The organism is Microbacterium sp. 20-116, assembly GCF_041079415.1.
GTDB lineage: Bacteria > Actinomycetota > Actinomycetes > Actinomycetales > Microbacteriaceae > Microbacterium.
Genome location: NZ_JBFYGP010000013.1, coordinates 1 through 22,224 on the forward strand (window position 1 = coordinate 1; position 22,224 = coordinate 22,224).

The following is a 22,224-nucleotide window of genomic DNA, read 5'->3' on the forward strand; positions in this document are numbered from 1 at the left end:
CTCAGTGATTCGCGCATCCTCAGCCGCTCGGCCCTGGATGCCGCTGAGTTTGTGCGGATCGCTGGGGTGATGTGGCGTGGGTGGGGCGGGCGTCGCGCAGTCTCAGTGTTTCGCGCATCCTCAGCCGCTCGGCCCTGGATGCCGCTGAGCTTGTGCGAATCGCTTGGGTGATGTCGAGTGGGTGGGTCGGGCGTCGCGCAGTCTCAGCGATTCGCGCATCCTCAGCCCTTTCGCCCCGGATGCCGCGCACCCTGTGCGGATCGCTGAGGGTGCGCGGGCGACACGCCGACGCGCGGAAGGCCGGCGCCCCTCGGGGCACCGGCCTTCTGGCATCCGGACGCGGGCTTCGCGTCAGGCCTTGGCCTTCGCCTTCGGCTTGCGGACGAACAGGGTCTCGGTCTGTTCGAGCTCCATGCCCTTGGTCTCGGGGATGCGCAGGGCGACGTAGACGAACGACAGGGCCGCGAACAGGGCGTACATGCCGTAGGTGAGGGGCAGCGACCAGCCCGACATGGCCGGGAACGACACCGTGATGGCGAAGTTCGCGATCCACTGGGCTCCGGCGGCGACGCCGAGGGCCTTGCCTCGGATGCGGCTCGGGAAGATCTCGCCGAGCAGCACCCAGACCAGCGGGCCCCACGACGCCCCGAAGCCGACGACGAAGACGTTCGCGGCGACCAAAGCGACTCCACCCCACGGGGCGGGCAACGACACGTCCGTACCCGAACCGGTGGCGAAGGCGAACGAGAGCGCCATCGCACCGAGCGAAACGGTCATGAGGATCGAGCCGGTCAAGAGAATCGGCTTCCGGCCCACCCGGTCGACGAGGAAGATCGCGACGAAGGTCACGACGACGTTCGTGACCGAGGTGATCACCGAGATCAGCAGAGAGTTGCTCTCGTCGAAGCCGACAGCCTTCCAGAGGGTCGTGGAGTAGTAGAAGATCACGTTGATGCCGACGAACTGCTGGAACATCGACAGCAGAATGCCGGTCCACACGATCCCCTGCAGTCCCAGCACCGGCCCGCGCAGCGAGACGTTCTTGTTCTTGCGGTCGGCCTCGATGGCGTTCGAGAGCTCGTTCATCGTCTTGTCGAGGTCGGCCGGCGGCACCAGTCGCGCGAAGATCGCCTTCGCCTCGTCGCGCTTGCCCTTCGAGAGCAGGTAGCGGGGCGATTCGGGAACCGTGAAGGACAGGACTCCGTATACCGCTGCCGGGACCACACCGACGAGGAACATCCAGCGCCAGGCCTCCATGCCCAGCCACAGCTGATTGGCCGCGCCGCCGGCGGTGTTGGCCAGCAGGGCATCCGAGAGCAGGGCGCCGAAGATACCGAGCGTGATCGCCAGCTGCTGCAGGGAGGCCAGGGAACCACGGATCTGACGCGGGGCGACCTCCGCAATGTAGGCGGGGGCGACCACCGAGGCGATGCCGATTCCCAGTCCGCTCATCACGCGCCACAGGATGAGGTCGGGCACGCTGAAGGTGAGGGCGGCGCCGATCGACGAGACGAAGAACAGCACGGCGCCGAGGAGCATGACCTTGAGGCGCCCCCAGCGGTCCGACAGGGCGCCGGCGACGATCGCGCCGACGGCGCAACCGAGCAGGGCGACGGCGACGACGAAACCGGTGAGCACCTGCGAGAGCTCGAAGTTGCCCTGGACGGCGTCGACAGCGCCGTTGATGACCGAGGAGTCGAAACCGAAGAGGAAACCGCCCACCGCTGCCGCGAGCGAGAGCCCGATGGCTCGTCGCCCGTAGGGGCTCCTGAGGGTGAAAGCGTTCGAGGGGATGGACTGCGTTTGACTCACCTGATCACGCTACTCCTGCCCATCGGGAGCGTCGGGTACTGGCGGGATCGCTGACTACAGTGGAACAATGCCCGTTTCCCTCCTCGGTGCCTCCGAGATCCGTCGGCTCGCCGCCGAGCTCGATGTGACCCCCACCAAGAAGCTCGGGCAGAACTTCGTCGTCGACGCCAACACGGTGCGCAAGATCGTGCAGGCGGCTCGGGTCACGGCATCCGATCGTGTCGTCGAGATCGGTCCCGGTCTTGGATCCCTCACTCTGGCGATCCTCGAGACGGGCGCCTCGGTCGTTGCCGTCGAGATCGATCACCGGCTCGCGGAGCGGCTTCCCTCCACCGCGGCAGCCCACGACGTGCCCGCCGGCCGCCTGACGGTCATCGACGCCGACGCTCTGCGCGTCGATGAGCTGCCGGGAGAACCCGGTGTCCTGGTCGCGAACCTGCCGTACAACGTCTCGGTGCCCGTGCTGCTGCACTTCCTCGAGACCTTCCCCTACCTGCAGCGCGGCGTCGTCATGGTGCAGGCCGAGGTGGGGGAGCGCCTCGCCGCCCCTCCCGGGTCGAAGATCTACGGCGCCCCGAGCGTCAAGGCGGCCTGGTACGGCTCATGGCGACTGGCCGGCACGGTGTCGCGTCAGGTGTTCTGGCCCGTGCCGAACGTCGACAGCGTGCTCGTCGGCTTCGACCGGGATGCCGAAGCCCGCGGCACCGAGGAGCACCGACTCCGCACTTTCCAGATCGTGGATGCCGCTTTCCAGCAGCGCCGCAAGATGCTCCGCCAGGCGCTGTCGGGCGTGCTGGGCGGCACGGCCGCGGAGGCGTCAGCTCATCTCGAAGCGGCCGGCGTGGATCCCACGCTGCGCGGCGAGCAGCTGACGGTTGAGGACTACGCGCGCATCGCCGCGGTCTGATCGCCGCGCTCTGACCCGAGGTCGGGGCGCCCCGACGTGACCCGCGTTCGAGGTGACCCCTGTCCGCCGAGAGGACCCGCGTTTCGCGCTCGTCTCGGGTCATCTCGCGCATCGCGGGTCATGTCGCTCGACCGGGCGGGATGCGGCGCGGCGTCCACCCCACACGACGTCCCGTGCCACCGCGCAGTGCGGCCACGTTGTGAACTGTCGGGTGAATTCTCGCCGTGTTCATCACGCGTTCCAGAAACATGTCTGTAACATTTCGAGCCAACCGGGAGCATCACGCCGGTGACGAGGTCGTACCCGACGGCCCGAGAGGATCGAGATGCGCTACGCCGAGTACCCCCGAGCCGAACGTGTGCTGCTCCACCTGAGCGACACCCACCTTCGCGCCGGCGGTGCACCGCTCTACGACGACGTCGACTCCGAGGCGTACCTCGCCCGTGCGGTCGAGGCGATCGGTGCGTCGGGCATCCGCCCCGACGCCCTCGTCTTCACCGGCGACCTCGCCGACTACGGCGAGGCTGACGCCTACGACCGTGTCCGCGCGTTGGTCGAGCCGCTCGCCGAGCGCTTGCAGACGCGCGTGGTGTGGGTCATGGGCAACCACGACGACCGGGCGGCCTTCCGCTCGCGGCTGCTGCCCGGTGACGAGGGCGACCGCGACGCTCCGGTCGACCGCGTCGACGAGTTCGACGGCTTGCGCATCGTGACGCTCGACACCTCGGTGCCCGGTGCCCATCACGGCGAGGTCACGGCGGCTCAGCGCGAGTGGCTCGCCGAGGTGCTGGCCACCCCCGCGCCCCTCGGCACGATCCTCGCGATGCACCACCCGCCCGTCCCGAGCGTGCTCGACCTCGCGGCCTCCGTTGAACTGCGCGATCAGCGCAGTCTCGCCGCGATCCTTCGAGGATCCGACGTCCGCGCCATCCTCGCGGGACACCTGCACTACTCGACGTTCGCCACGTTCGCCGGCATCCCGGTGTCCGTCGCCTCGGCCACCTGCTACACGCAGGACCTCATGGTGCCCGTGGGCGGCACGCGCCCTCAGGACGCGGCGCAGGGCTTCAACATCGTGCACGTGTACGACGAGACGGTCGTTCACTCCGTCGTTCCGCTCGCGACGAGCGCGGCCTTGCAGTATGTCGACGCGGACGAGTCGCAGCGGCGGCTGCACGACGCCGGCGTCGTGGTCCCGACCTCGCGCGAGCTCAGCGGCCGGGTGTCGCCGCCGACGACGCCGCTGCCGATCCTTCGCTGACCGAGGTCTTCTCCCACGGCGCAGCGACCGGGAAGTAGCGCTCGAGGCAGGCGCGCAGCGCCGGGACGCGCACCTCCTCGGGGATCTCGGGCACGCTGCCGTCGTTGAGGCAGAACATGTCGGTGTCTCGGCGCGACACGAGGCGCTCCATGGTGCGGAGGGAGTCCAACTGCGTGGTCTGCACGTAGCGGGTGCGCGGCTCGGTCGTGATGACCGCGCGACCGGTCGCCAGAGCGTAGTGGTGGTACAGGCTGTTGGTGACCGAGATGTCGGTCGCCGAACGGAACCGGCTCGCGGCCGTGCGTGCATAGTCCTCGGCGAACTCCCGCTCGAGCTCGAAGGCCACGGAACGGCGCAGCGGCGTCGCGCAGTGCTCGAGGTCGAGTGTGATGACACGGCCGAAGCGCTCTTTGAGCAGCGCCCGGTTCACGCGCAGGCCGTTGTCGTGGCCGGAGCGGTCGACGTGCGCCGGACCGCTGCCGATGCGCACACCGCTCTCGACGAAACGGCTCACTCCGCCACCGCTGAAGAACAGTTCGGGGGTGACGGGGCGCCCGAAGAACATGTCGTCGTTGCTGTAGAGGAAGTGCTCGGCCAGACCGGGGATGCGGTGCAGCTGCGCCTCGACCGCGTGCGAGTTGTGCGTGGGAAGGACCGAGGGATCGGCGAAGAACTCCTCGCTGCGCACGATCGTCACTTTCGGGTGATCGGCGAGCCATTCCGGGGTGGGGGAGTCGGTGGCGATGAAGATGCGGCGCACCCACGGCGCGTACATGTGCACACTGCGCAGCGCGTAACGCAGTTCGTCGACCTGTCGGTACCGGGCGGCGTTGTCGTCGCCGTCGCCGACGACGTAGCCCTTCATCCGGGCAGCGCGCTGACGTTGGAACTCGCTCGAGGATCCGTCGACCCACGAGAAGACCATGTCGACGTCGGCGGTGAACTCGTTCGGGTGGGGGTCGAACATGCCCGAGACCGTCATCCAGCGGCGGCCGTAGCGCTCGACCTCGACCAGATCGAGGTCGGCGGCGGCGAACTTGCGGCGGGTGAGGGCGCTCGGGCGGGGTGCCTCGATGGTCTTCTCGCCGAAACGCCAGAGCTCCATCCGCGGAGCCAACGCCGAGCCGTAGCGGTACGACCCCTCGGTCGAGGTGCGCGGGCGGAAGACCGCGTAGGCCTGCACCGACCCGGGAGCGGGCTCGACGCTGTGTGCGGGCACCGGGTCTTCGCCACGGGCCTTGAGGTACATCGGGCCGAGGTCGGGATCGCGCAGCGCGGCGAGGGCCTTCGCGGCATCGGCGGTATCGACGACGAGCTTGGGACGACGGTTGGCGTCGCGCACCAGCAGCACCCTCACCCCCGCAGCTTCGATCGCGGACGCTGCGGTGAGCAGGTCGTCGCGCTCGGCCATCGCGGGCGTCGAGGAGTCGTCGACGACGTGCAGGATGCCGTCGTGCATGCGGATATCGGACCGGGACAGCAGGGCGCGCCAGGGGTCGGTGTCGATCGACAGGGGGACCATCGGGCGCATTCTGCCTCCTCGGGGGTGGGTGCAAGGGATCCGGTCACCGTATGGTTCCGGGGTTACGAAGACGTTTCGGCCTCGGCGCCGAACGACGGGGGAGCGGAGCACTACTGTCGAAGAGTGACTCAGATCGCTCGCTCCGGCCCGTACCTTTCCGTACCGCCTTGCGAGCGTTGGCGGGAAGCGGGCCGACGTTCCAGTTTCGCACACCCCGACAGCCCCCGGCGCGCGGGACGGCGGCAGGGACGATGAGCGTCCACGCCCCGGCATCCGTCCGCGTTCGCGCGCCCGGGAAGATCAACGTCTTCCTCGAGGTGGGCGACGTCCAGGACGACGGTTACCACGAGCTCGCGACGGCCTTCCAAGCGGTGTCCCTCTACGAAGAGATGGTCGCGACGCCCGCTGACGACATCACGATCGAGGTGTCCGCGCGCGGTCCGGTCGATATCGATGGTGTTCCCACCGACGACCGCAACCTCGCCGTTCGCGCGGCGCGCCTTCTCGCGCAGACCGCGGGAATCGACCGAGGTGCCCATCTCTCGGTCCGCAAGGCCGTTCCCGTCGCCGGCGGCATGGGTGGGGGATCGGCCGATGCGGCTGCCGCCCTCGTCGCCTGCGATGCGCTCTGGGGGCTCGGGATGCCGACGAGCGAGCTCGCCCGCCTGGCTGCCCGCCTCGGCGCGGACGTCCCCTTCGCCCTGCTCGGCGGGACCGCCATCGGCACCGGTCGCGGCGACCAGCTGAGTCCGGCTCTCGCGCGTGGGCGCTTCGACTGGGTGCTCGTTCCGAACGAGACCGGCATGTCGACCCCCGTCGTCTATGGCGAGCTCGATGCGCACCGCAGACGTCACGCCGTCGACATCGGTCCGGCTCCGCGCGTGCCCGTGGTCGACCGTGACGTGCTCCACGCCCTTCGTCAGGGCGACGCCGGCATGCTCGCCGCGAGCCTGCGCAACGACCTCCAGGCGCCGGCCCTCCACCTCCGCCCCGATCTCGCCCGCGTGCTCGAGCGCGGCGAGAGCTCGGGTGCCCTGGCGGGGATCGTTTCGGGCTCCGGGCCGACGCTCGCGTTCCTCGCCGCCGACGAATCATCCGCCATCGACCTGCAGGTCACCCTCAGCGCCGCCGGTCTGGTCGCCCTGCACGTGCACGGGCCCGTTCCCGGCGCGCGTGTGGTCTGAGGGCGCCGCACCCTAGCCCAGGTCGTCACACGGGGCAATCTGCGCTTTGCGTGCCGACCGTCTGGTTAGCCTCATGCGAGGTGGTCCGTCACCGATGGGCGCTGTGCCCGCGGGACGCCACGGAGGGGGTAAACCATGAAGGCAGTGCTCGACGGCGTCGTGATCGCCGAAGCCGACCGCAACGACCTGGCCTCGATCGAGGGCAACTGGTACTTCCCGCCGCAGTCCGTCCGCGAGGGCGCTCTGCATGAGAGCCCCACCCCGTACACCTGCCCGTGGAAGGGCGCTGCACAGTACTGGAACGTCGCGCTCGACGGTGTCGAACTGGCCGACGGTGCCTGGTCGTACCCCGACCTGTACCCGGGCGCTGTGGAGCGCGTGGGCAAGGACTTCGCCGGCTACGTCGCCTTCGACCGGAAGGTCGTGGTCTCCGACTGAGGTCGGGTGAGCACATGATCGAGTTCTCGGCCGTCTCCAAGGTCTTCCCCGACGGCACGCGCGCCGTCGACGACTTCCATCTCGTCATCCCCTCGCGAAAGACGACCGTCTTCGTGGGGTCGTCCGGCTGTGGCAAGACGACATTGCTGCGCATGATCAACCGCATGGTCGAGCCCTCCTCGGGCACGATCGAGATCGACGGAGCAGACATCGGCGGCAGCCCCGCCGTGCAGTTGCGCCGCAGCATCGGCTACGTGATGCAGAACTCCGGCCTCTTGCCGCACTTCACCGTGGCCGACAACATCGCCACCGTGCCGGTGCTGCAGGGGCAGAACCGTAAAGCCGCTCGCGCCCGGGCGCTCGAGCTCATGAAGACGGTGGGCCTCGACGCGGCGATGGCCGACCGTTACCCCAGCCAGCTCTCCGGCGGGCAGCAGCAGCGCGTCGGCGTCGCTCGCGGCCTCGCCGCCGACCCCAACATCCTGCTGATGGACGAACCCTTCGGTGCCGTCGATCCGATCGTCCGCGATGAACTGCAGCAGGAACTCCTTCGTCTGCAGAGCGAGATCGGCAAGACGATCGTCTTCGTCACCCACGACATCGACGAGGCCTTCCTGCTCGGCGACCAGGTCGTGATCCTCGAGAAGGGCGCGAAGATCGCGCAGGTGGGAACTCCCAGCGAGATCGTCGAGAACCCCGCCAGCGACTTCGTCGCGAGCTTCATCGGCGCGGTCAAGGGCAAGCGCGCGCTCCATCTGAAGCAGACGCCGAGCGGCACGGTCGTCGTGGATGCCGAGGGACGCACGCAGGGTGCGCTCGTGGAGGATTCCCGCCCGTGAACTGGGTCGGCAACAACCTCGAGCTGATCGGGGAGCTCACGCTGGTGCACCTGCGCCAGAGCATCATCGCGTTGATCGCTGGCTTCGTGTTGAGCGTCCCGCTCGGCTGGGTCGCGTGGCGGTATCGCCTCGTGCGCAGCGGTGTCATCACCATCACCGGCTTGCTCTACACGATCCCCTCTCTCGCCCTGCTGATCCTCGTGCCCGTCGTCACCGGTTGGTACAGCATCGTCAGCGAGACGAACCTCATCGTCGCTCTCGCCATCTACGCGGTCGCGATCCTCGTACGCGCGGTCGCGGACGGTCTCGATTCGGTGGATGCCGGAGTCCGCCAGGCCTCGACGGCCATCGGCTACGGCTCCTTCCGTCGCTTCTGGGCGGTGGAGTTCCCGCTCGCCGGCCCCGTCGTGCTCGCGGGTCTGCGCGTCGCCTCGGCCAGCACGATCGCGCTGGCCACGGTCGGCATCCTCGTCGGCATCCAGAACATCGGCTACCTGTTCACGAACGGGCTGCAAAGGCGCATCATCCCCGAGGTCTTCGCGGGCGTGATCGCCGTCGTGGTGCTCGCTCTGATCATCGACCTGCTGCTCGTGGTCGCGGGCCGCCTGCTCATGCCGTGGACGCGTGGGACGAAGACCGTCTCGCGTCAGGCCAACCGAACGCTGGTGAAGGCATGAACCTCCTCGGCGACGCGATCGCCTGGATCTTCTCCGGGGATTCCGGCCAGTTCGACTCGATCCCCGCCGCCATCGGCGTCCAGTTGCTGTACACGCTGGTCGCCGTGGTGATCGCGGGAGCGATCGCCATCCCGCTGGGCTGGTACATCGGCCACACCGGCAAGGGGCGCGAGAGTGCCGTGGCGATCTCGGGTGCGGCACGGGCGATCCCCTCCTTCGGCTTGCTGATCCTCCTGACACTGCTCCTCGGCGTCCTCCACAAGCCCGAGGCCGCGGTCATCTCGTTCATCGTGCTGGCGATCCCGTCGCTGCTCGCCGGGGCGTACACGGGCTTCGAGGCCATCGACCGCCGCGTGATCGACGCGGGACGCTCGATGGGCATGACCGAGTCGCAGATCCTCTGGCGCATCGAGGTTCCCCTCGGTCTTCCGCTGCTGGTCGGCGGCATCCGTGCGGCGACCCTGCAGGTGTTGGCGACCGTCACGATCGCCGCGTACATCGGCCTCGGCGGGCTCGGGCAGTACATCATCGCCGCGATCCCGCTCCGCCGGTTCGACATCCTCATCGGCGGGGCGATCCTCGTGGCCGTCCTCGCGCTCGTCATCGACGGGCTCTTCGCCCTGCTTCAGCACCTGGTCGTACCCCGTGGCATCCGTGCCGCAGGTTCCGCTCAGCCGCAGCGGCGCTCCGTTCGTCAGCGTCGCGCCGAAGCCCTCGCCGTGGGGGCACCGACCGCACCTCCGGCGACCCCCTGACCCACACTCGATTCCCGAATCACCAGAAAAGAGAGCACCCATGTTCACAGCACGAACCAAGAAGGGCCTCGGCCTGTTCGCCGGCCTCGCGGTCGCCTCGCTCGCCCTCGCCGGTTGCGGCGGCGGCTCCAGCGATCCCCTCAGCAACGGCGGCGGCGACGCCAGCGCCTCGAGCGACACCATCGTGGTCGGCTCGCAGGCCTACTACTCGAACGAGATCATCGCCGAGATCTACGCGCAGGCGCTCGAGGGTGCCGGCAAGACCGTGAAGCGCCAGTTCCAGATCGGTCAGCGCGACGCGTACATCCCGCTGCTCGAGGACGGCACCGTCTCGGTCTTCCCCGAGTACACCGGCAACCTGCTCCAGTTCTTCGAGAAGGACACCACCGCGCGCACCTCCGACGACGTGTACGCGGCTCTGCCGGCCGCCCTCCCCGAGGGTCTCGAGGTCCTCGACCAGTCGCAGGCCACCGACCAGGACTCGTACACCGTCACGAAGGCGTTCGCCGACGCGAACGGGCTCACCTCGATCGCCGACCTCGCGAAGGTGACGTCGGGTGTGACCCTCGGGGGCAACGCCGAGCTCGCCGAGCGTCCCTACGGACCCACCGGTCTGCAGTCGACCTACGGCGTGAGCGTCCAGTTCTCGCCCACCGGTGAGACCACGGTCGACGACCTCGTCGCCGGTACCGTCCAGGTCGCCAACGTCTACACGGCCGACCCCCGCATCAAGACCGACAACCTCGTCACGCTGACCGACCCCAAGGGCCTGTTCCTGGCGTCGAACGTGGTGCCGGTGGTCAACTCGAACGTCGCCTCCGAGGTGTCGGACGTGCTCAACAAGGTCAGCGCCGCCCTGACGGCCGATGCCCTCGTCGAGATGAACGTCGAGTCCACGGTCGACCAGAAGTCGTCCGCCGACATCGCCAAGGAGTGGCTCTCGGCCAACGGCTTCTGAGCCGTCGAGTCACGCGGGGTCGTCCGGTTCGCCGGGCGGCCCCGTCGTCGTTCCGGCCGCGGCCCCGGGTGCCGGCATCCGGGGTGCGCCTGCGATCGTCTCGTCCGTGGCGCGCCAGATGGGCGACGGGAAGCAGGAGATCCCGGATGCCGGCACCCCCGCGCGCTCGCACACCCCGGGCACCGCGTAGCCTGGGACGGATATGGCACACCTGCTCGGGGGCGAAGCCCTGCACCTGGAATACCCGACCAAGGTCGTCTTCGACTCCGTCTCGCTCGGCGTGAACGAAGGTGACCGAATCGGCATCGTCGGTCGCAACGGCGACGGCAAGTCGAGTCTGCTCGGCATGCTCGCCGGCACCCGCGAACCCGACGGCGGGCGCGTGACGGTGCGCGGCGGCGTCACCGTGGGCGTGCTCGACCAGCAGGACACCCTCGACGACGACGACACGATCGGGCACGCGGTGGTCGGCGACCGCGCCGAACACGAGTGGGCCGGTGACGCGCGCACGCGCGACGTGATCGCGGGTCTGCTGGGTGATCTGCCCTGGGACGCGCGCCTCGGCGACCTCTCGGGCGGTCAGCGCCGCCGCGTCGCGCTGGCGGCGCTGCTCTCGGGCGATTGGGATGTGCTGTTCCTGGACGAGCCCACCAACCACCTCGACGTCGAAGCCATCACCTGGCTCGCGGGGCACCTGAAGAAGCGGTGGGCGCCGTCGGCGGGCGGTCTGCTCGTCGTCACGCACGATCGGTGGTTCCTCGACGAGATCTGCACGGTCACCTGGGAGGTGCACGACCGTCTCGTCGAGCCCTTCGAGGGCGGGTACGCGGCGTACATCCTGCAGCGCGTGGAGCGCGACCGTCAGGCGGCATCCATCGAACAGCGCCGACAGAACCTGGCCCGCAAAGAGCTGGCGTGGCTGCGTCGCGGGGCGCCGGCGCGCACGTCGAAGCCGAAGTTCCGCATCGATGCGGCCAACGAGCTCATCGCCGACGTGCCCGAGATCCGCGACAAGGTCGCGTTGCAGTCCCTCGCCGTGGCACGGCTCGGCAAAGACGTGGTCGACCTGCTCGACGCCGGTGTGACCTACGGCGATCACACGGTCCTGAAAGACGTCGAGTGGCGCATCGCCCCGGGTGAGCGCACCGGCATCCTGGGGGTGAACGGCGCGGGCAAGTCGACCCTGCTGAGCCTGGTCACCGGCTCGCTCGAGCCGACGAGCGGCCGGGTCAAGCGCGGCAAGACGGTGAAGGTCGCCACCCTCACCCAGCGCCTCGACGAGCTCGACCAGCACCTGAACGACCCCGTGCGCGTGGTGATCTCGGGGCTGCGGACCACCTATTCGTTCGGCGCGGGGTCGAAGGCGAAGGAGCTCACCCCCGGCGAGCTGCTCGAGCGCCTCGGGTTCTCGAGCGCCCAGCTCTCGACCCCCGTGAAAGACCTCTCCGGCGGTCAGAAGCGGCGCCTGCAGCTGCTGCTCGTCCTGCTCGACCAGCCGAACGTGCTCATCCTCGACGAGCCCACCAACGACCTCGACACCGACATGCTCGCGGCCATGGAAGACCTGCTCGACTCGTGGTCGGGCACCCTCATCGTCGTCTCGCACGACCGGTACTTCCTCGAGCGCGTCACCGACCAGCAGTACGCGATCCTCGATGCGAAGCTGCGGCACCTGCCCGGCGGCGTCGACGAGTACCTGCGTCTTCGAGCGATTCAGGATGCCGAGCCCTCGCGGTCCGCGACGACGGGCGGCGCCACCGCGACCTCGGGTCTGCAGGGCGCGGAACTGCGCGCCGCGCAGAAGGAGGCCTCGGCCACCGAGCGGCGCATCGAGAAGCTGCAGCAGCAGATCGACAGGGCCAAAGCCGCGCTCGTCGACCACGACCAGGCGGATTATGAGGGACTCGGCAAAGAGATGCAGCGCATCTCGGCCCTCGAGGGCGAGCGCGACGAGCTCGAGATGAAGTGGTTCGAGCTCACCGAGACGATCGGCTGAGCTCGTCCCGAGCGAGTGCCGCCCAGCGGAGGATTTTCGTACCTCGATCGTCCTCGGCCGCCGAGATCTCCTCCCCGCACGGCGAACGGCCCGCCCCCTCGGGTGACGGGCCGTTCGCGTCGTCGGGTCAGTGCACCGAGACGAAGATCGGGTTCGTGTAGAGCCACGTGTCGAGCCAGGGGTTTCCCTGCCCCGCCGCGTGCGGCTGAGGAGCGCGCGGGTCGACCTCGGCGCCGCGGGGGCCGGTGCCGTGGACCTTGCCGTCGGAGCCGCGCACGCGCACGTAGCCGTCGACGTCGGCCGTGCCCACCGGGATCACGATCTGGAAGGGCGAGCCGCTGCGGTCGCTCACGTCGCGCAGCTCGACGACGCGGGTGCGGGGAGCGATCATGGTGTCGCGGTCGGTCACCGCGCCGGTGATCTCCCCGCGGATCACATCGAGGTGGGCCAGACGGGGCAGGATGCCGGCGGAGTTGCGCTGCGTGGTCGGCTCGACGTCGATCACGATCTCGATCTTCGTCCCCGTCGGCACGCGCAGGGTTCCGCCGAGGGTGGCGGTGTTCGCGGTGTCGTCGACCGCGCGGAGGGTGACCCCGAGCCCGGCGACGAGGTGGCCGTGGTCGACCCACATGCGCCCCGCTCGCACCGCGTCGAGGACGGCCGTGTGCGTCTTCGCGGTGGCGCCCACGTGGGTGCGGCTGAACTCGCCCGGCCAGAGGTCGCTGCCGCCCTGCGGTGCCGCCGTCGACACGGGATCGGGGCGGCGGCCGGCGCGGTTGAAGTTCGCCAGCGTCGCGCCGTTGTCCCAGCCCGAACCGGTGGGAAAATCGCCCACGCGGGTGTTGTCGAAGTTCTTCAGGTGCAGGTCGCTGTTCGTGGTGATCCACCAGCGGCGTCCCTCGCTCAGCAGTGCGTCCCACATTCCGCCGACGACGGCCGTCATCCAGTCGAAGCCGCCGTGCGCCCGGTAGGCCTCGCTGGGGAACCCGGGGTACGAGTAGTCGCTGCGCGAGTTCTCGTACTCCCCGCGCTGCGAACGGTCGGTGGTGTTGGCCGCGAGGCCCGAGGCCTGCGCTCCCGGTGCACCCTCGAATCCGACGAAGATGTCGGGGTCGGCATCCTGCCACGCGCGCAGTTCGCCGGGGGAGTCGATCCCCAGACGGCTGGGATGGTTGGCGAGCACCAGCACGTCGGCGATCGCCCCCGCGGTGCGCTGCTGACCGAGCCACGAGATGCCGTCGACCGCGTGCTGCAGCCAGTCCGCGGCGTCGCTCGTGTTCGGCCGCGGCTTCTCCCACTTGTTCAGCTTGCCGTCGTAGTCGAGCTCGAAGCGTCGCAGCACCTCGGTGACCCGGGGGCCGGGTGCGACGAGAACAGTGCCGTGCTCCGCGGCCGGGATGTACCACTCGAGCCCCTGGAACACGAGCAGGTCCGGGCGCGCCGTGCGTGCCGCCTCGATCTCCCGGGCGGCGTTGAAGACGCCTCCGACGTTGGCGTGACCGACGTTGCTGTGCTCTGTGAAGGCGATGGCATCCACCCCGAAACGCTGCGCCTGGTCGAGGATCGTCGTCATCGCGTACTTCGCGTCGTGCGAGTACACCGAGTGCACGTGGTGGTCGAAGACCAGCCAGCGCAGGGTCTTCGGGTCGGTGACGGCGGCGGGCGCGGCGGTCGCCGCCGCAGCTGTCGCGGCGGCGGCGGGACCGAAGGACGACGCGGCGGACGCGGTCGTGACGGCCGCCGCCGCGGCGGCGAGGAAGGCGCGGCGGGAGAAGCCGGAAGGGGTGTGAGTGGGCATTGGTCACTTTCGTGAGAGGGGTCGCCGGGAACGTAGGGGCCGCGGGTGAATAGCGGGTGGCCTGCGGGTGATGTTGGCGTCATCATCCGTTCACCGGGCGGACCGAACCGTGGGGCACAGTCCGTTCGTCCTCACCACCCGATCGAGAGCAGCCATGTCGTCCACGCCCGTGCCCACCCGCCTTCTCCCCATCGCCGCCGCCGTGGTCCTCGTCGCGGGTATCGTTCCGCTCAGCTCCCTGGCCGCTTCCGCGGCGAGCCCCCTCGTGCTGCGGGATGCCGACGGTGCGGCCGTCTTCTCGGGCGACGCCGCCGCATACCCGTCGTTCGCCACCGCGGACTTCGCCGACGGCTGCCCGGCCGGCACACGCGACGGGGCGCGCCTGACCGTTTCGGCGGGCGGCAGCACCGTGGTGGTGTCGGCGACCGTGCCCGTGGACGGGGGAGCGGCCGTGAGTGTCCCCATGGGGTCGTCGTTCCGTGCCGTGGTCCCGGCGGGAACGACGGCGGCGACCCTCAGCCTCGAGTGCCTCGCGCTGTCGTCGGGCGTGCCCTCATCGATCACCTCGGCGGCCAGTCTGCCCGTGACCCTCACCGCAACGGGCTGGTCGGTCCCGGGCCAGTCCGCTCCGACTCCGACGACGGCCCCGACGACCGCCGCTCCGTCGCCGAGCACCTCGGCGTCGGTCGGCCCCGACCCGGCGGCCGCCGCCACTCCGCGCCCCTCGGTCTCGACGGCCGCGGTTCCCGTCGCCGCGGGCGGGGCGGACCTCGCCGTCACGGGGGCGCAGGTCGCGGGCGTTGCGGGACTCGGGGCCCTCCTTGCCGTCGTCGCCGGCTTCGTCCTGCGCAGCCGCGCCCGTCGCCGGGCGGTCGCTCGGGACTGATGGCCCTTCCCACCGCGTCGTTGCGAGAGCGATGAGACGGTCGGCGTCAGCGGAAGGCGCTCGTGTCGCCCGCGACGAGATGTCGACGAGGGATGCCGTCAGTGGATGGCGTACTCGAGCGCGATGATGAACACGCCGAGGCAGGCGGTCGCGAACGCTCCCAGCAAACGCACCGCGATCCGGGCCTTCCGCCTCGCGTACGCGCCGTACCCCAGCAGCGCGAGCACCGCGAAGGTCGCCCACATGCAGGCCTCGAACGCATCGTCCACCGAGACGCCGGTGAGGCCGGCCCACACCAGCACGAGGATCGAAGGAACCGAGGCGTACAGCATCCCGGCTCCGTGGCGCATCCCCTCACGCGTGGCCAGACGCAGGCCGTGGTCGGCGTGTTCGGTCAGGGTGTGGGCGAAGACGTGCGCGATGAAGAACACCACGAGCGACACCGACGCGCTCGCGAGGACCTCCCACACGTCCTCGGCGTGATCGTCGGCGATCGAGACGAAGGCCGCGAACACGATGAGGCCGTAGATGGCGGCGGGGGAGCGGAAACGAACGCCGAACCACCCCCTCACACGGGCCCAACGCGAGGGGGACCCGATCGGAGCGCTCACGCGTCGAACCCCAGGCTCAACTTGCGCAGGAGGGTCGCGAGGCGGTCGCGGTCGCCGCGGGAGAGGCTCTCGAGCAGCAGGGCCTCGGCATCGACGAGGCGGGTGATCGCGGCATCCACTCGTATTCGTCCGTCATCGGTCAGAGTCACCAGGATGCTCCGTCCGTCCCCGGGGTCGGCCTCCCGGCGCACGAAACGGCGAGCGACCAGCCGATCGATGCGGTTCGTCATCGTTCCGCTCGACACCAGCGTCTGCTGAAGAAGCTGCTTGGGGCTCAGCTGGTAGGGCTCGCCCGCGCGGCGCAGAGCCGAGAGCACGTCCCACTCCCACGACTCGATGTCGCTGCGGCGGAACGCCTCCTTGCGGGCGATGTCGAGGTGCCGTGAGAGGCGGGCGACACGCGAGAGCACCTCGAGCGGCGAGAAGTCGAGATCGGGGCGCTGCCGCATCCACGCATCGACGATGCGGTCGACTTCGTCGCTGTCCCGGCTCACGGTCTCATTATGTCGAGTGCGCGGTCCACCGTCGTCGCGCGCCGCAAGTCGGAACGCGCGGCGCTCGGGTCTGGCAGACTTGACCGGTGCCCGCGGGCACGGTCCGCCGTGGTGTAACGGCAGCACGACAGCCTTTGGAGCTGTTAGGTCTAGGTTCGAATCCTGGCGGCGGAGCATGACATCACCGACCGAGCTGGCTGTCGTCGTCCTCGCCGCGGGTCAGGGGACGCGCATGCGCTCCCGCACCCCCAAGGTGCTGCACCCCGTCGGCGGTCGCCCGCTGGTCGGTCACGTGCTCGACACCGCGGCCTCCCTCGACCCGGCGCGCATCGTCGTGGTCGTGCGTCACGAGCGAGAGCTCGTCGCCGAGACCGTGTCGGAGCTCGCGCCCGGCGTCGTGATCGTCGACCAGGACGAGGTGCCCGGTACCGGTCGTGCGGTGGAGGTCGCCCTCGACGCGCTCGACGGATTCGAGGGCGATGTCCTCGTGCTCAGCGCCGACGTGCCGCTGCTCGAGACCGGAACGCTGACCGAGCTGCTCGCGACGCACCGCACGGGCGGCGCCGCCGTCACCCTGCTCAGCGCTCGCGTCGACCAGCCGTTCGGCTACGGCCGGATCCTGCGCGACGAGGCCGACGGCGTGCGTCGGATCGTCGAGCAGAAAGACGCCTCGGCCGAGGAGGCCGCGGTCACCGAGATCAACGTCGGGGTGTACGTCTTCCAGGCGGCGCCGCTTCGCGCCCAGCTCGCGCAGGTGGGTACCGCCAACGCGCAGGGCGAGAAGTACCTCACCGACGTGGTCGGCCTGCTGCGCGACGCGCAGCTGGGGGTCGCCGCTTCCGTCACCTCCGACGCCTCGGCCGCCCTCGGAGTCAACGATCGCGTGCAGCTGTCCGAGGCCGGGCGCACGCTCAACGCCCGCACGGTGCGTCGCTGGCAGCTCGAGGGCGTCACCGTCGTCGATCCCGCCACGACCTGGATCGACGTGACCGCCACCCTGGCTCCCGACGTCACGATCCTCCCCAACACTCATGTGCGCGGGGCGACCGTCATCGCCTCGGGCGCCACGATCGGCCCCGACACGAGCCTGGTCGACTGCGAGGTGGGAGAGGACGCCACGATCACCCGCACCGACGGCACCCTCGCCGTCGTCGAGGCCGGGGCGACCGTCGGCCCGTTCGCCTACCTCCGCGCGAACGCCCGGGTGGGCGTGAACGCCAAGGTCGGCACCTTCGTCGAGGTGAAGAACTCCTCGATCGGCGAGGGCAGCAAGGTGCCGCACCTCTCGTACATCGGCGACACGGAGATCGGCCGCGGGGTCAACCTCGGCGCCGGCGCCATCACCGCCAACTACGACGACGTCGCCAAGCACCGCACGGTGATCGGCGACGAGGTGCACAGCGGGTCGCACAACGTCTTCGTCGCGCCGGTTACGATTGGAGCGGGTGCCAAAACGGGCGCCGGAGCGGTGATCCGCAAGGATGTCCCGGCCGGTGCGTTGGCGCTCAGCGTGGCACCCCAGCGCAACGTCGAGGGGTGGGTCGAGAAGAACCGACCGGGCACCAGAGCGGCCGACGTGGCCGCGCGGGCTCGGGCTGAACAGGAAGCGGCCGATGGCTCGTAAGAAGAATCGTGTAGACCTCGACCGCGACAACGGCATCGCCCCCGGGCTCGTCGCCAAGACCAAGAAGCGGCTCGTCGTCGCCTCGGGTCGTTCGCACCCCGATCTCGCGGCACAGGTCACGCAGCACCTGGGTACCGAGCTCGCCCCGACTGAGCACCGCACCTTCGCGTCGGGCGAGATCTACACCCGGTTCGAGGTATCGATCCGCGGCTGCGACGTCTTCGTCATCCAGTCCTTCGGTCCTCCGGTCAACGAGTGGCTGATGGAGCTGCTCATCATGCTCGACGCCCTCAAGCGCGCCTCGGCCAAGCGCGTCACGGTCGTCGCTCCGTACTTCCCCTACTCGCGTCAGGACAAGAAGGGCCGCGGCCGCGAGCCGATCAGCGCCCGCCTCGTCGCCGACCTGCTCAAGACCGCCGGCGCCGACCGCATCATGAGCGTCGACCTGCACGCGGCACAGATCCAGGGCTTCTTCGACGGCCCGGTCGATCATCTCTTCGCCAAGCCCGTGCTGCTCGAGCACTTCGAGCAGGGCCTGTCGGCCGAAGACCGAGAGACCCTCACGGTCGTCTCGCCCGACATGGGTCGCGTCCGCGTCGCCGACACCTGGTCCGACAGCCTGGGGGCCCCGCTCGCGATCATCCACAAGCGTCGTGATCCCAAGGTCGCCAACCAGGTCTCGGTGCACGAGATCGTCGGAGATGTGAACGGGCGCACCTGCCTGCTCGTCGACGACATGATTGACACCGGCGGCACGATCCAGAAGGCCGCGCAGGCTCTCAAGGCCGCGGGCGCCCGCAAGGTCATCGTCGCCGCGACGCACGCGATCTTCAGCGACCCGGCAATCGAGCGCTTGCAGGACGCGGCGATCGACCAGGTCGTGGTCACCGACACCATCCCGATCGAGGCCGAACGCCGGTTCGAGCGCCTCACCGTGCTGCCGATCGCGCCGTTGCTGGCTCGCGCGATCCACGAGGTCTTCGAGGACGGCTCGGTCACGAGCATGTTCGGCGGCGACGCGTAGGCGTTCGCTGCTTCGATACTCAGCCACCTCCCCTCGGGGAGGTGGCTGAGTCGTTCTCGTGCCGGGCCGTCCTGCGGAGTCGCGTGGCACACGCCGCTCCGGGATGCCGCGGCACGGCGTGTCGCCGAAGACCTCCGACGGAGGGTACGGGCGGCTGCCGGCCCGCTCGCGCGGCCGCGGCCGGGCCGTCGTGCGGAGTCGGGGTTCGACACGCCGGTTTCGGGTGTCGTGAGCACGGCGTGTCAACCGCGAACTCCGCTCGGCGGCCCGGGCGGCCCCCCATTGCCATCTCGCCCCAACCGCCCACCACACATAGCTTGCACAAAAGAATGAACCGGTGAGCGGGCAAGGTCGTGTCCCTACCGTGAGCACGTACGCGCCGCGAGGCACGACCGAAGGAGGACCCTCATGATCCGCACCACAGCCGTACCCCGTCCCGTCCGCATCGGCACCGCTCTGCTGGGTGTCGCCGGCATCGCCACCCTCGCCGGGTGCGCGGGCGGCACCACGACCGGCGACGCCGCCCCCGCCGAAACCGCGGCCCCCGCCGCGAGCTCGGCTCCCACCACCTCGGGTGCCGCAGCCGGATCCACCGGCTCTGGCTCCTACAAGGACGGCGAGTACGAGGCCACGGGCCAGTACGCCACCCCCGAAAGCGTCGAGACCATCGACGTCACGCTCACGATCGCCGGCGACACGGTCACCGCGGTCACGGTCACGGGCGATCCACAGGCCGCGGAGTCCAAGCGCTACCAGGGCGAGTTCATCGGCGGCATCCAGAGCGAAGTCGTGGGCAAGAAGCTCGACGAGATCTCGGTCAGCAAGGTCGCGGGCTCCTCGCTCACGAGCGGCGGTTTCAACAAGGCCGTCGACACGATCAAGTCCGAGGCCCAGGCCTGACAGCCATGAGCACTCCGATTGCGACGGGTTCGACCTGGACCTTCGACGCGATCGGCACGTCGTGGGCGATCGAGACGGCGGATCCGCTCTCCTCGATCGCCCGCGACGCGGTGTCGTCGGTCATCGAGCGCTTCGATCGGGAGTGGTCGCGATTTCGCGACGATTCGCTCGTATCCTCGCTCGCCGAGGGGCGCACGGCATCCGTTCCCGCCCCGGAGGACGCGGATGCCATGTTCTCGCTCTACCGAGAGCTCGACGCGGCGACCTCCGGCGCGGTGAACCCCCTCGTCGGCGAGGCGCTCGCGCGCCTGGGCTACGACGCACGGCTGACCCTGGCTGCGTGGGGAGACCCGCAACCGGCGCCGTCCTGGCGCGACGTCCTCACCTGGGACGCCGACCGCGTGAGCGTCGCGACTCCCGCGACCATCGACGTCGGGGCGCTCGGCAAAGGACGGCTGGTCGACCTCGCGCTCGACACGCTGAGCACGTTCGTCGAGGGCGACCTCGTCGTCGACGCCTCGGGAGATCTCGCCGTTCGCGGGACCCCGCTGCGCGTCGGGCTCGAGCACCCGTTCGACGCCACGCGCGCGATCGGCGTCGTCACCGTGACCGACGGGGCCCTCTGCGCCTCGGCGATCAACCGCCGCGCGTGGGGAGACGGGCTTCATCATGTGCTCGACGCCCGCACCGGCGCCCCCGTCCGCGCGTACGCCGCGACGTGGGCTCTGGCCGACACGGCCATGCGCGCCGACGCCCTGGCCACGGCGCTGTTCTTCGACGGCGGCCCGGAGCTTGCGGCATCCTGGAACGCGAACTGGGTGCGCATGCGCACCGACGGCCGTGTCGAATGGTCGCCCGGCTTCTCGGGCGAGATCTTCTCCTGACTCCCATCTTTCGAAGGGTTCCCTCTCATGAGCACCACGCTCGCCGCCGGTTCGACCCGGGTCCTCGGACTCATCGGACGCGTCTCGATGTACCGGCTCGTCATGGCGTCGCTCGGCCTTCTCGCCGTGATCTCGCTCGTCCTGGCGTTCGCCGGGCTGGTCGTGCCGCAGCCGCTGGCGATCGTCTCGAGCGCCGTGGTGCTCGCCGCCGCGTGTGCCCTCACCGATGTCGTGGCGCAGAGTGCGCTCCGGATGCCACATCGTGTGGAATCCTCGCTGATCACGGCCGCAATCCTGCTGTTCGTCCTGCGCCCCTCGATCGAGCCGTTGGGTCTGGCCGGTCTCGCTCTCGCCGGGGTGGTGGCATCCGCGTCGAAGTACCTGCTCGCGTGGCGGGGCCGGCACATCTTCAACCCCGCGGCCACGGGGGCGGCGGTGTTGACGATCGTGAGCATCTGGGCGCCCGATCTCGGTTCCTCGGCCTGGTGGGTCGGCTCGCCGTGGCTCGCGGGTCCGGTGCTGGTGCTGGGCGTTCTGCTGCTGTTGCGCACCGACAAGCTGCCGATCGTCGTGGTCTTCTGGGTGGTCGCCATGGCCGTCGCCTTCTTCCGCACGAGCGTGCAGTTCCAAGCCGCGGGCTTCCCGGTCGACGTGCCGAGCGTGCTGCTGCAGGTGGCGTTCTCGTCGCCCTTCCTCTTCCTCGGGGCGTTCATGCTGTCCGAGCCGCTGACCCTTCCTCCGCGTCGCGTCCAGCAGTACCTGGTCGCGATCCTCGTCGGCGTCCTCGCGGGTTGGCCGCTGCCGCTGGGCGAGATCACGCTCGGCCAGGAGCGCGCCCTGCTCATCGGCAACCTGCTCGCGTTCCTGTTCTGCCTGCGCGCGGCCGTCCGTCTGCGGGTCGAGCGCCGCCGCGATGTGACGCCCACGGTGCGCGAGCTGTCGTTCCATGCCGCCCGCCCCTTCTCGTTCCACCCCGGGCAGTACCTCGAGCTCGACGTGCCGCACCGCCGCCCCGATGCCCGCGGCACGCGGCGGGAGTTCTCGATCGTCTCGGCGCCGGAGGACCTGCCCGAGGTGCGCATCGCGTTCAAGGACGGCTCGCAGTCGTCGTACAAGCGAGCGCTGGCGGCGGTCGAGCCGGGCTCGACCCTCGCCGTCACCGGCGTCTGGGGCGACTTCGTGCTGCCCTCGCGCCCGACCTCCCCGGTGCTCCTGGTCGCCGCCGGCATCGGTGTGACCCCGTTCGTCTCGCAGCTGCGTCACCTCGTGGCGACGAATCAGGACCGCGACGTCGTTCTCGTCTACGTGGTGTCGGAGGCATCCGAACTCGCCTTCCGCGACGAGATCTCCGCCAGCGGCATCCCGGTGGTGGTGTTCTCGCGCGACGCGCCGCTCGACCTCCCCGCGGGCTGGGTGTGGGCGGGACCCGATCGCGTGGATGCCGAGGCGCTGCTGCGCTCCGTTCCCGATATCGCGCAGCGAGCGGCGTACGTCTCGGGCCCGCCGCGGCTCATCTCGGCCCTCGCCCCCGCGCTCGCGAAGGCGAAGTCGCTGACCACGGACGCGTTCGCCGGGTACTGAATCGAGGGTGGCGGAGGAGGGCCCGAGCGGGAAGGGTGGGGGGATGACCCCCGGTTTTGTTCCCGCCGACCCT

Annotated in this window: 20 protein-coding genes and 1 tRNA gene; 16 read left to right on the forward strand and 5 right to left on the reverse strand. The window is 69.9% G+C overall.

The features are described from left to right. Positions 1-351: 351 nt before the first annotated feature. Positions 352-1,812, reverse strand: a complete 1,461-nt coding sequence (locus tag AB6V29_RS16050; RefSeq protein ID WP_210074048.1) for a sugar porter family MFS transporter — start codon at positions 1,810-1,812, stop codon at positions 352-354. A 67-nt stretch (positions 1,813-1,879) separates the two neighbouring features. Between AB6V29_RS16050 and rsmA the strand changes: the two genes are divergently transcribed. Together rsmA and AB6V29_RS16060 are read left to right on the forward strand one after the other, a co-directional pair. Then, complete coding sequence (rsmA, locus tag AB6V29_RS16055; RefSeq protein WP_369359879.1) at positions 1,880-2,719, forward strand: 16S rRNA (adenine(1518)-N(6)/adenine(1519)-N(6))-dimethyltransferase RsmA; 840 nt, start codon at positions 1,880-1,882, stop codon at positions 2,717-2,719. A 325-nt stretch (positions 2,720-3,044) separates the two neighbouring features. After that, on the forward strand, positions 3,045-3,980 hold the full coding sequence (locus AB6V29_RS16060; protein WP_267787509.1) for a phosphodiesterase: 936 nt from the start codon (positions 3,045-3,047) through the stop codon (positions 3,978-3,980). On the opposite strand, the gene AB6V29_RS16065 is transcribed toward AB6V29_RS16060, so the two are convergent. Beyond that, complete coding sequence (locus AB6V29_RS16065; RefSeq protein ID WP_267787508.1) at positions 3,931-5,511, reverse strand: stealth family protein; 1,581 nt, start codon at positions 5,509-5,511, stop codon at positions 3,931-3,933. The two genes, AB6V29_RS16060 and AB6V29_RS16065, sit on opposite strands and share 50 nt — an antisense overlap. 242 nt (positions 5,512-5,753) lie before the next feature. On the opposite strand from AB6V29_RS16065, the gene AB6V29_RS16070 reads away from it, so the two are divergent. The 7 genes from AB6V29_RS16070 to AB6V29_RS16100 all read left to right on the forward strand — a co-directional run bounded on the left by AB6V29_RS16070 (position 5,754) and on the right by AB6V29_RS16100 (position 12,349). Next, complete coding sequence (locus AB6V29_RS16070) at positions 5,754-6,686, forward strand: 4-(cytidine 5'-diphospho)-2-C-methyl-D-erythritol kinase (protein ID WP_267787507.1); 933 nt, start codon at positions 5,754-5,756, stop codon at positions 6,684-6,686. Between the two features lie 135 nt (positions 6,687-6,821). Beyond that, complete coding sequence (locus tag AB6V29_RS16075) at positions 6,822-7,124, forward strand: DUF427 domain-containing protein (RefSeq protein ID WP_267787506.1); 303 nt, start codon at positions 6,822-6,824, stop codon at positions 7,122-7,124. Positions 7,125-7,138: 14 nt separating this feature from the next. Continuing rightward, positions 7,139-7,963: an ABC transporter ATP-binding protein gene (locus tag AB6V29_RS16080; RefSeq protein WP_210074061.1), complete on the forward strand. Its 825-nt coding sequence runs from the start codon at positions 7,139-7,141 to the stop codon at positions 7,961-7,963. Then, positions 7,960-8,640: an ABC transporter permease gene (locus AB6V29_RS16085; RefSeq protein ID WP_210074063.1), complete on the forward strand. Its 681-nt coding sequence runs from the start codon at positions 7,960-7,962 to the stop codon at positions 8,638-8,640. The genes AB6V29_RS16080 and AB6V29_RS16085 overlap by 4 nt, the downstream gene beginning before the upstream one ends. Next, positions 8,637-9,395: an ABC transporter permease gene (locus tag AB6V29_RS16090; protein WP_267787505.1), complete on the forward strand. Its 759-nt coding sequence runs from the start codon at positions 8,637-8,639 to the stop codon at positions 9,393-9,395. Before AB6V29_RS16085 ends, AB6V29_RS16090 begins: the two co-directional genes overlap by 4 nt. Before the next feature lie 40 nt (positions 9,396-9,435). Further along, the gene (locus AB6V29_RS16095) at positions 9,436-10,353 is read left to right on the forward strand and encodes an ABC transporter substrate-binding protein (protein ID WP_267787504.1); all 918 of its coding nucleotides are present in this window, start codon (positions 9,436-9,438) and stop codon (positions 10,351-10,353) included. A 202-nt stretch (positions 10,354-10,555) separates the two neighbouring features. Further along, positions 10,556-12,349 (forward strand): ABC-F family ATP-binding cassette domain-containing protein, encoded by a 1,794-nt coding sequence (locus tag AB6V29_RS16100; protein ID WP_210074068.1) that lies wholly within the window; start codon positions 10,556-10,558, stop codon positions 12,347-12,349. Between the two features lie 127 nt (positions 12,350-12,476). On the opposite strand, the gene AB6V29_RS16105 is transcribed toward AB6V29_RS16100, so the two are convergent. Continuing rightward, entirely contained in the window at positions 12,477-14,147 is a 1,671-nt protein-coding gene (locus AB6V29_RS16105; protein WP_267787503.1) for a PHP domain-containing protein, read from the reverse strand. 154 nt (positions 14,148-14,301) lie between these two features. Here AB6V29_RS16105 and AB6V29_RS16110 point away from each other — a divergent pair, with 154 nt between their 5' ends. Further along, positions 14,302-15,033 carry a hypothetical protein gene (locus AB6V29_RS16110; RefSeq protein WP_369359884.1) on the forward strand — a complete coding sequence of 244 codons (732 nt, stop codon included), beginning with the start codon at positions 14,302-14,304 and terminating at the stop codon, positions 15,031-15,033. 98 nt (positions 15,034-15,131) lie between these two features. Here AB6V29_RS16110 and AB6V29_RS16115 read toward each other — a convergent pair whose 3' ends face one another. Together AB6V29_RS16115 and AB6V29_RS16120 are read right to left on the reverse strand one after the other, a co-directional pair. Further along, positions 15,132-15,644: a hypothetical protein gene (locus AB6V29_RS16115; protein WP_267787501.1), complete on the reverse strand. Its 513-nt coding sequence runs from the start codon at positions 15,642-15,644 to the stop codon at positions 15,132-15,134. Next, positions 15,641-16,138: a MarR family transcriptional regulator gene (locus AB6V29_RS16120; RefSeq protein WP_324289902.1), complete on the reverse strand. Its 498-nt coding sequence runs from the start codon at positions 16,136-16,138 to the stop codon at positions 15,641-15,643. The genes AB6V29_RS16115 and AB6V29_RS16120 overlap by 4 nt, the downstream gene beginning before the upstream one ends. 102 nt (positions 16,139-16,240) lie before the next feature. On the opposite strand from AB6V29_RS16120, the gene AB6V29_RS16125 reads away from it, so the two are divergent. The 6 genes from AB6V29_RS16125 (at position 16,241) to AB6V29_RS16150 (ending at position 22,151) form a co-directional block, all read left to right on the forward strand. Further along, a tRNA-Gln gene (locus tag AB6V29_RS16125) sits at positions 16,241-16,312 on the forward strand. A gap of 1 nt (position 16,313) precedes the next feature. After that, the gene (gene glmU, locus AB6V29_RS16130; protein WP_369359887.1) at positions 16,314-17,762 is read left to right on the forward strand and encodes a bifunctional UDP-N-acetylglucosamine diphosphorylase/glucosamine-1-phosphate N-acetyltransferase GlmU; all 1,449 of its coding nucleotides are present in this window, start codon (positions 16,314-16,316) and stop codon (positions 17,760-17,762) included. Then, positions 17,752-18,786 (forward strand): ribose-phosphate diphosphokinase, encoded by a 1,035-nt coding sequence (locus tag AB6V29_RS16135; RefSeq protein ID WP_210074077.1) that lies wholly within the window; start codon positions 17,752-17,754, stop codon positions 18,784-18,786. Before glmU ends, AB6V29_RS16135 begins: the two co-directional genes overlap by 11 nt. A gap of 408 nt (positions 18,787-19,194) precedes the next feature. Then, positions 19,195-19,686: a hypothetical protein gene (locus AB6V29_RS16140; RefSeq protein ID WP_210074079.1), complete on the forward strand. Its 492-nt coding sequence runs from the start codon at positions 19,195-19,197 to the stop codon at positions 19,684-19,686. Between the two features lie 5 nt (positions 19,687-19,691). Beyond that, positions 19,692-20,570: an FAD:protein FMN transferase gene (locus AB6V29_RS16145; protein WP_267787499.1), complete on the forward strand. Its 879-nt coding sequence runs from the start codon at positions 19,692-19,694 to the stop codon at positions 20,568-20,570. 27 nt (positions 20,571-20,597) lie between these two features. After that, positions 20,598-22,151 (forward strand): FAD-dependent oxidoreductase, encoded by a 1,554-nt coding sequence (locus AB6V29_RS16150; protein ID WP_369359889.1) that lies wholly within the window; start codon positions 20,598-20,600, stop codon positions 22,149-22,151. Positions 22,152-22,224: the final 73 nt, after the last annotated feature.

Excerpts from the sequence above, each read along its gene's own strand:
- AB6V29_RS16135 (WP_210074077.1), top strand. The coding sequence starts at position 17,752 with ATGGCTCGTAAGAAGAATCGTGTAGACCTCGACCGCGACAACGGCATC.
- AB6V29_RS16145 (WP_267787499.1), top strand. The coding sequence starts at position 19,692 with ATGAGCACTCCGATTGCGACGGGTTCGACCTGGACCTTCGACGCGATC.
- AB6V29_RS16090 (WP_267787505.1), top strand. The coding sequence starts at position 8,637 with ATGAACCTCCTCGGCGACGCGATCGCCTGGATCTTCTCCGGGGATTCC.
- AB6V29_RS16075 (WP_267787506.1), top strand. The coding sequence starts at position 6,822 with ATGAAGGCAGTGCTCGACGGCGTCGTGATCGCCGAAGCCGACCGCAAC.
- AB6V29_RS16080 (WP_210074061.1), top strand. The coding sequence starts at position 7,139 with ATGATCGAGTTCTCGGCCGTCTCCAAGGTCTTCCCCGACGGCACGCGC.
- AB6V29_RS16110 (WP_369359884.1), top strand. The coding sequence starts at position 14,302 with ATGTCGTCCACGCCCGTGCCCACCCGCCTTCTCCCCATCGCCGCCGCC.
- AB6V29_RS16140 (WP_210074079.1), top strand. The coding sequence starts at position 19,195 with ATGATCCGCACCACAGCCGTACCCCGTCCCGTCCGCATCGGCACCGCT.
- rsmA (WP_369359879.1), top strand. The coding sequence starts at position 1,880 with ATGCCCGTTTCCCTCCTCGGTGCCTCCGAGATCCGTCGGCTCGCCGCC.
- AB6V29_RS16150 (WP_369359889.1), top strand. The coding sequence starts at position 20,598 with ATGAGCACCACGCTCGCCGCCGGTTCGACCCGGGTCCTCGGACTCATC.
- AB6V29_RS16100 (WP_210074068.1), top strand. The coding sequence starts at position 10,556 with ATGGCACACCTGCTCGGGGGCGAAGCCCTGCACCTGGAATACCCGACC.
- AB6V29_RS16095 (WP_267787504.1), top strand. The coding sequence starts at position 9,436 with ATGTTCACAGCACGAACCAAGAAGGGCCTCGGCCTGTTCGCCGGCCTC.
- AB6V29_RS16060 (WP_267787509.1), top strand. The coding sequence starts at position 3,045 with ATGCGCTACGCCGAGTACCCCCGAGCCGAACGTGTGCTGCTCCACCTG.
- AB6V29_RS16105 (WP_267787503.1), bottom strand. The coding sequence starts at position 14,147 with ATGCCCACTCACACCCCTTCCGGCTTCTCCCGCCGCGCCTTCCTCGCC.
- AB6V29_RS16065 (WP_267787508.1), bottom strand. The coding sequence starts at position 5,511 with ATGCGCCCGATGGTCCCCCTGTCGATCGACACCGACCCCTGGCGCGCC.
- glmU (WP_369359887.1), top strand. The coding sequence starts at position 16,314 with ATGACATCACCGACCGAGCTGGCTGTCGTCGTCCTCGCCGCGGGTCAG.
- AB6V29_RS16070 (WP_267787507.1), top strand. The coding sequence starts at position 5,754 with ATGAGCGTCCACGCCCCGGCATCCGTCCGCGTTCGCGCGCCCGGGAAG.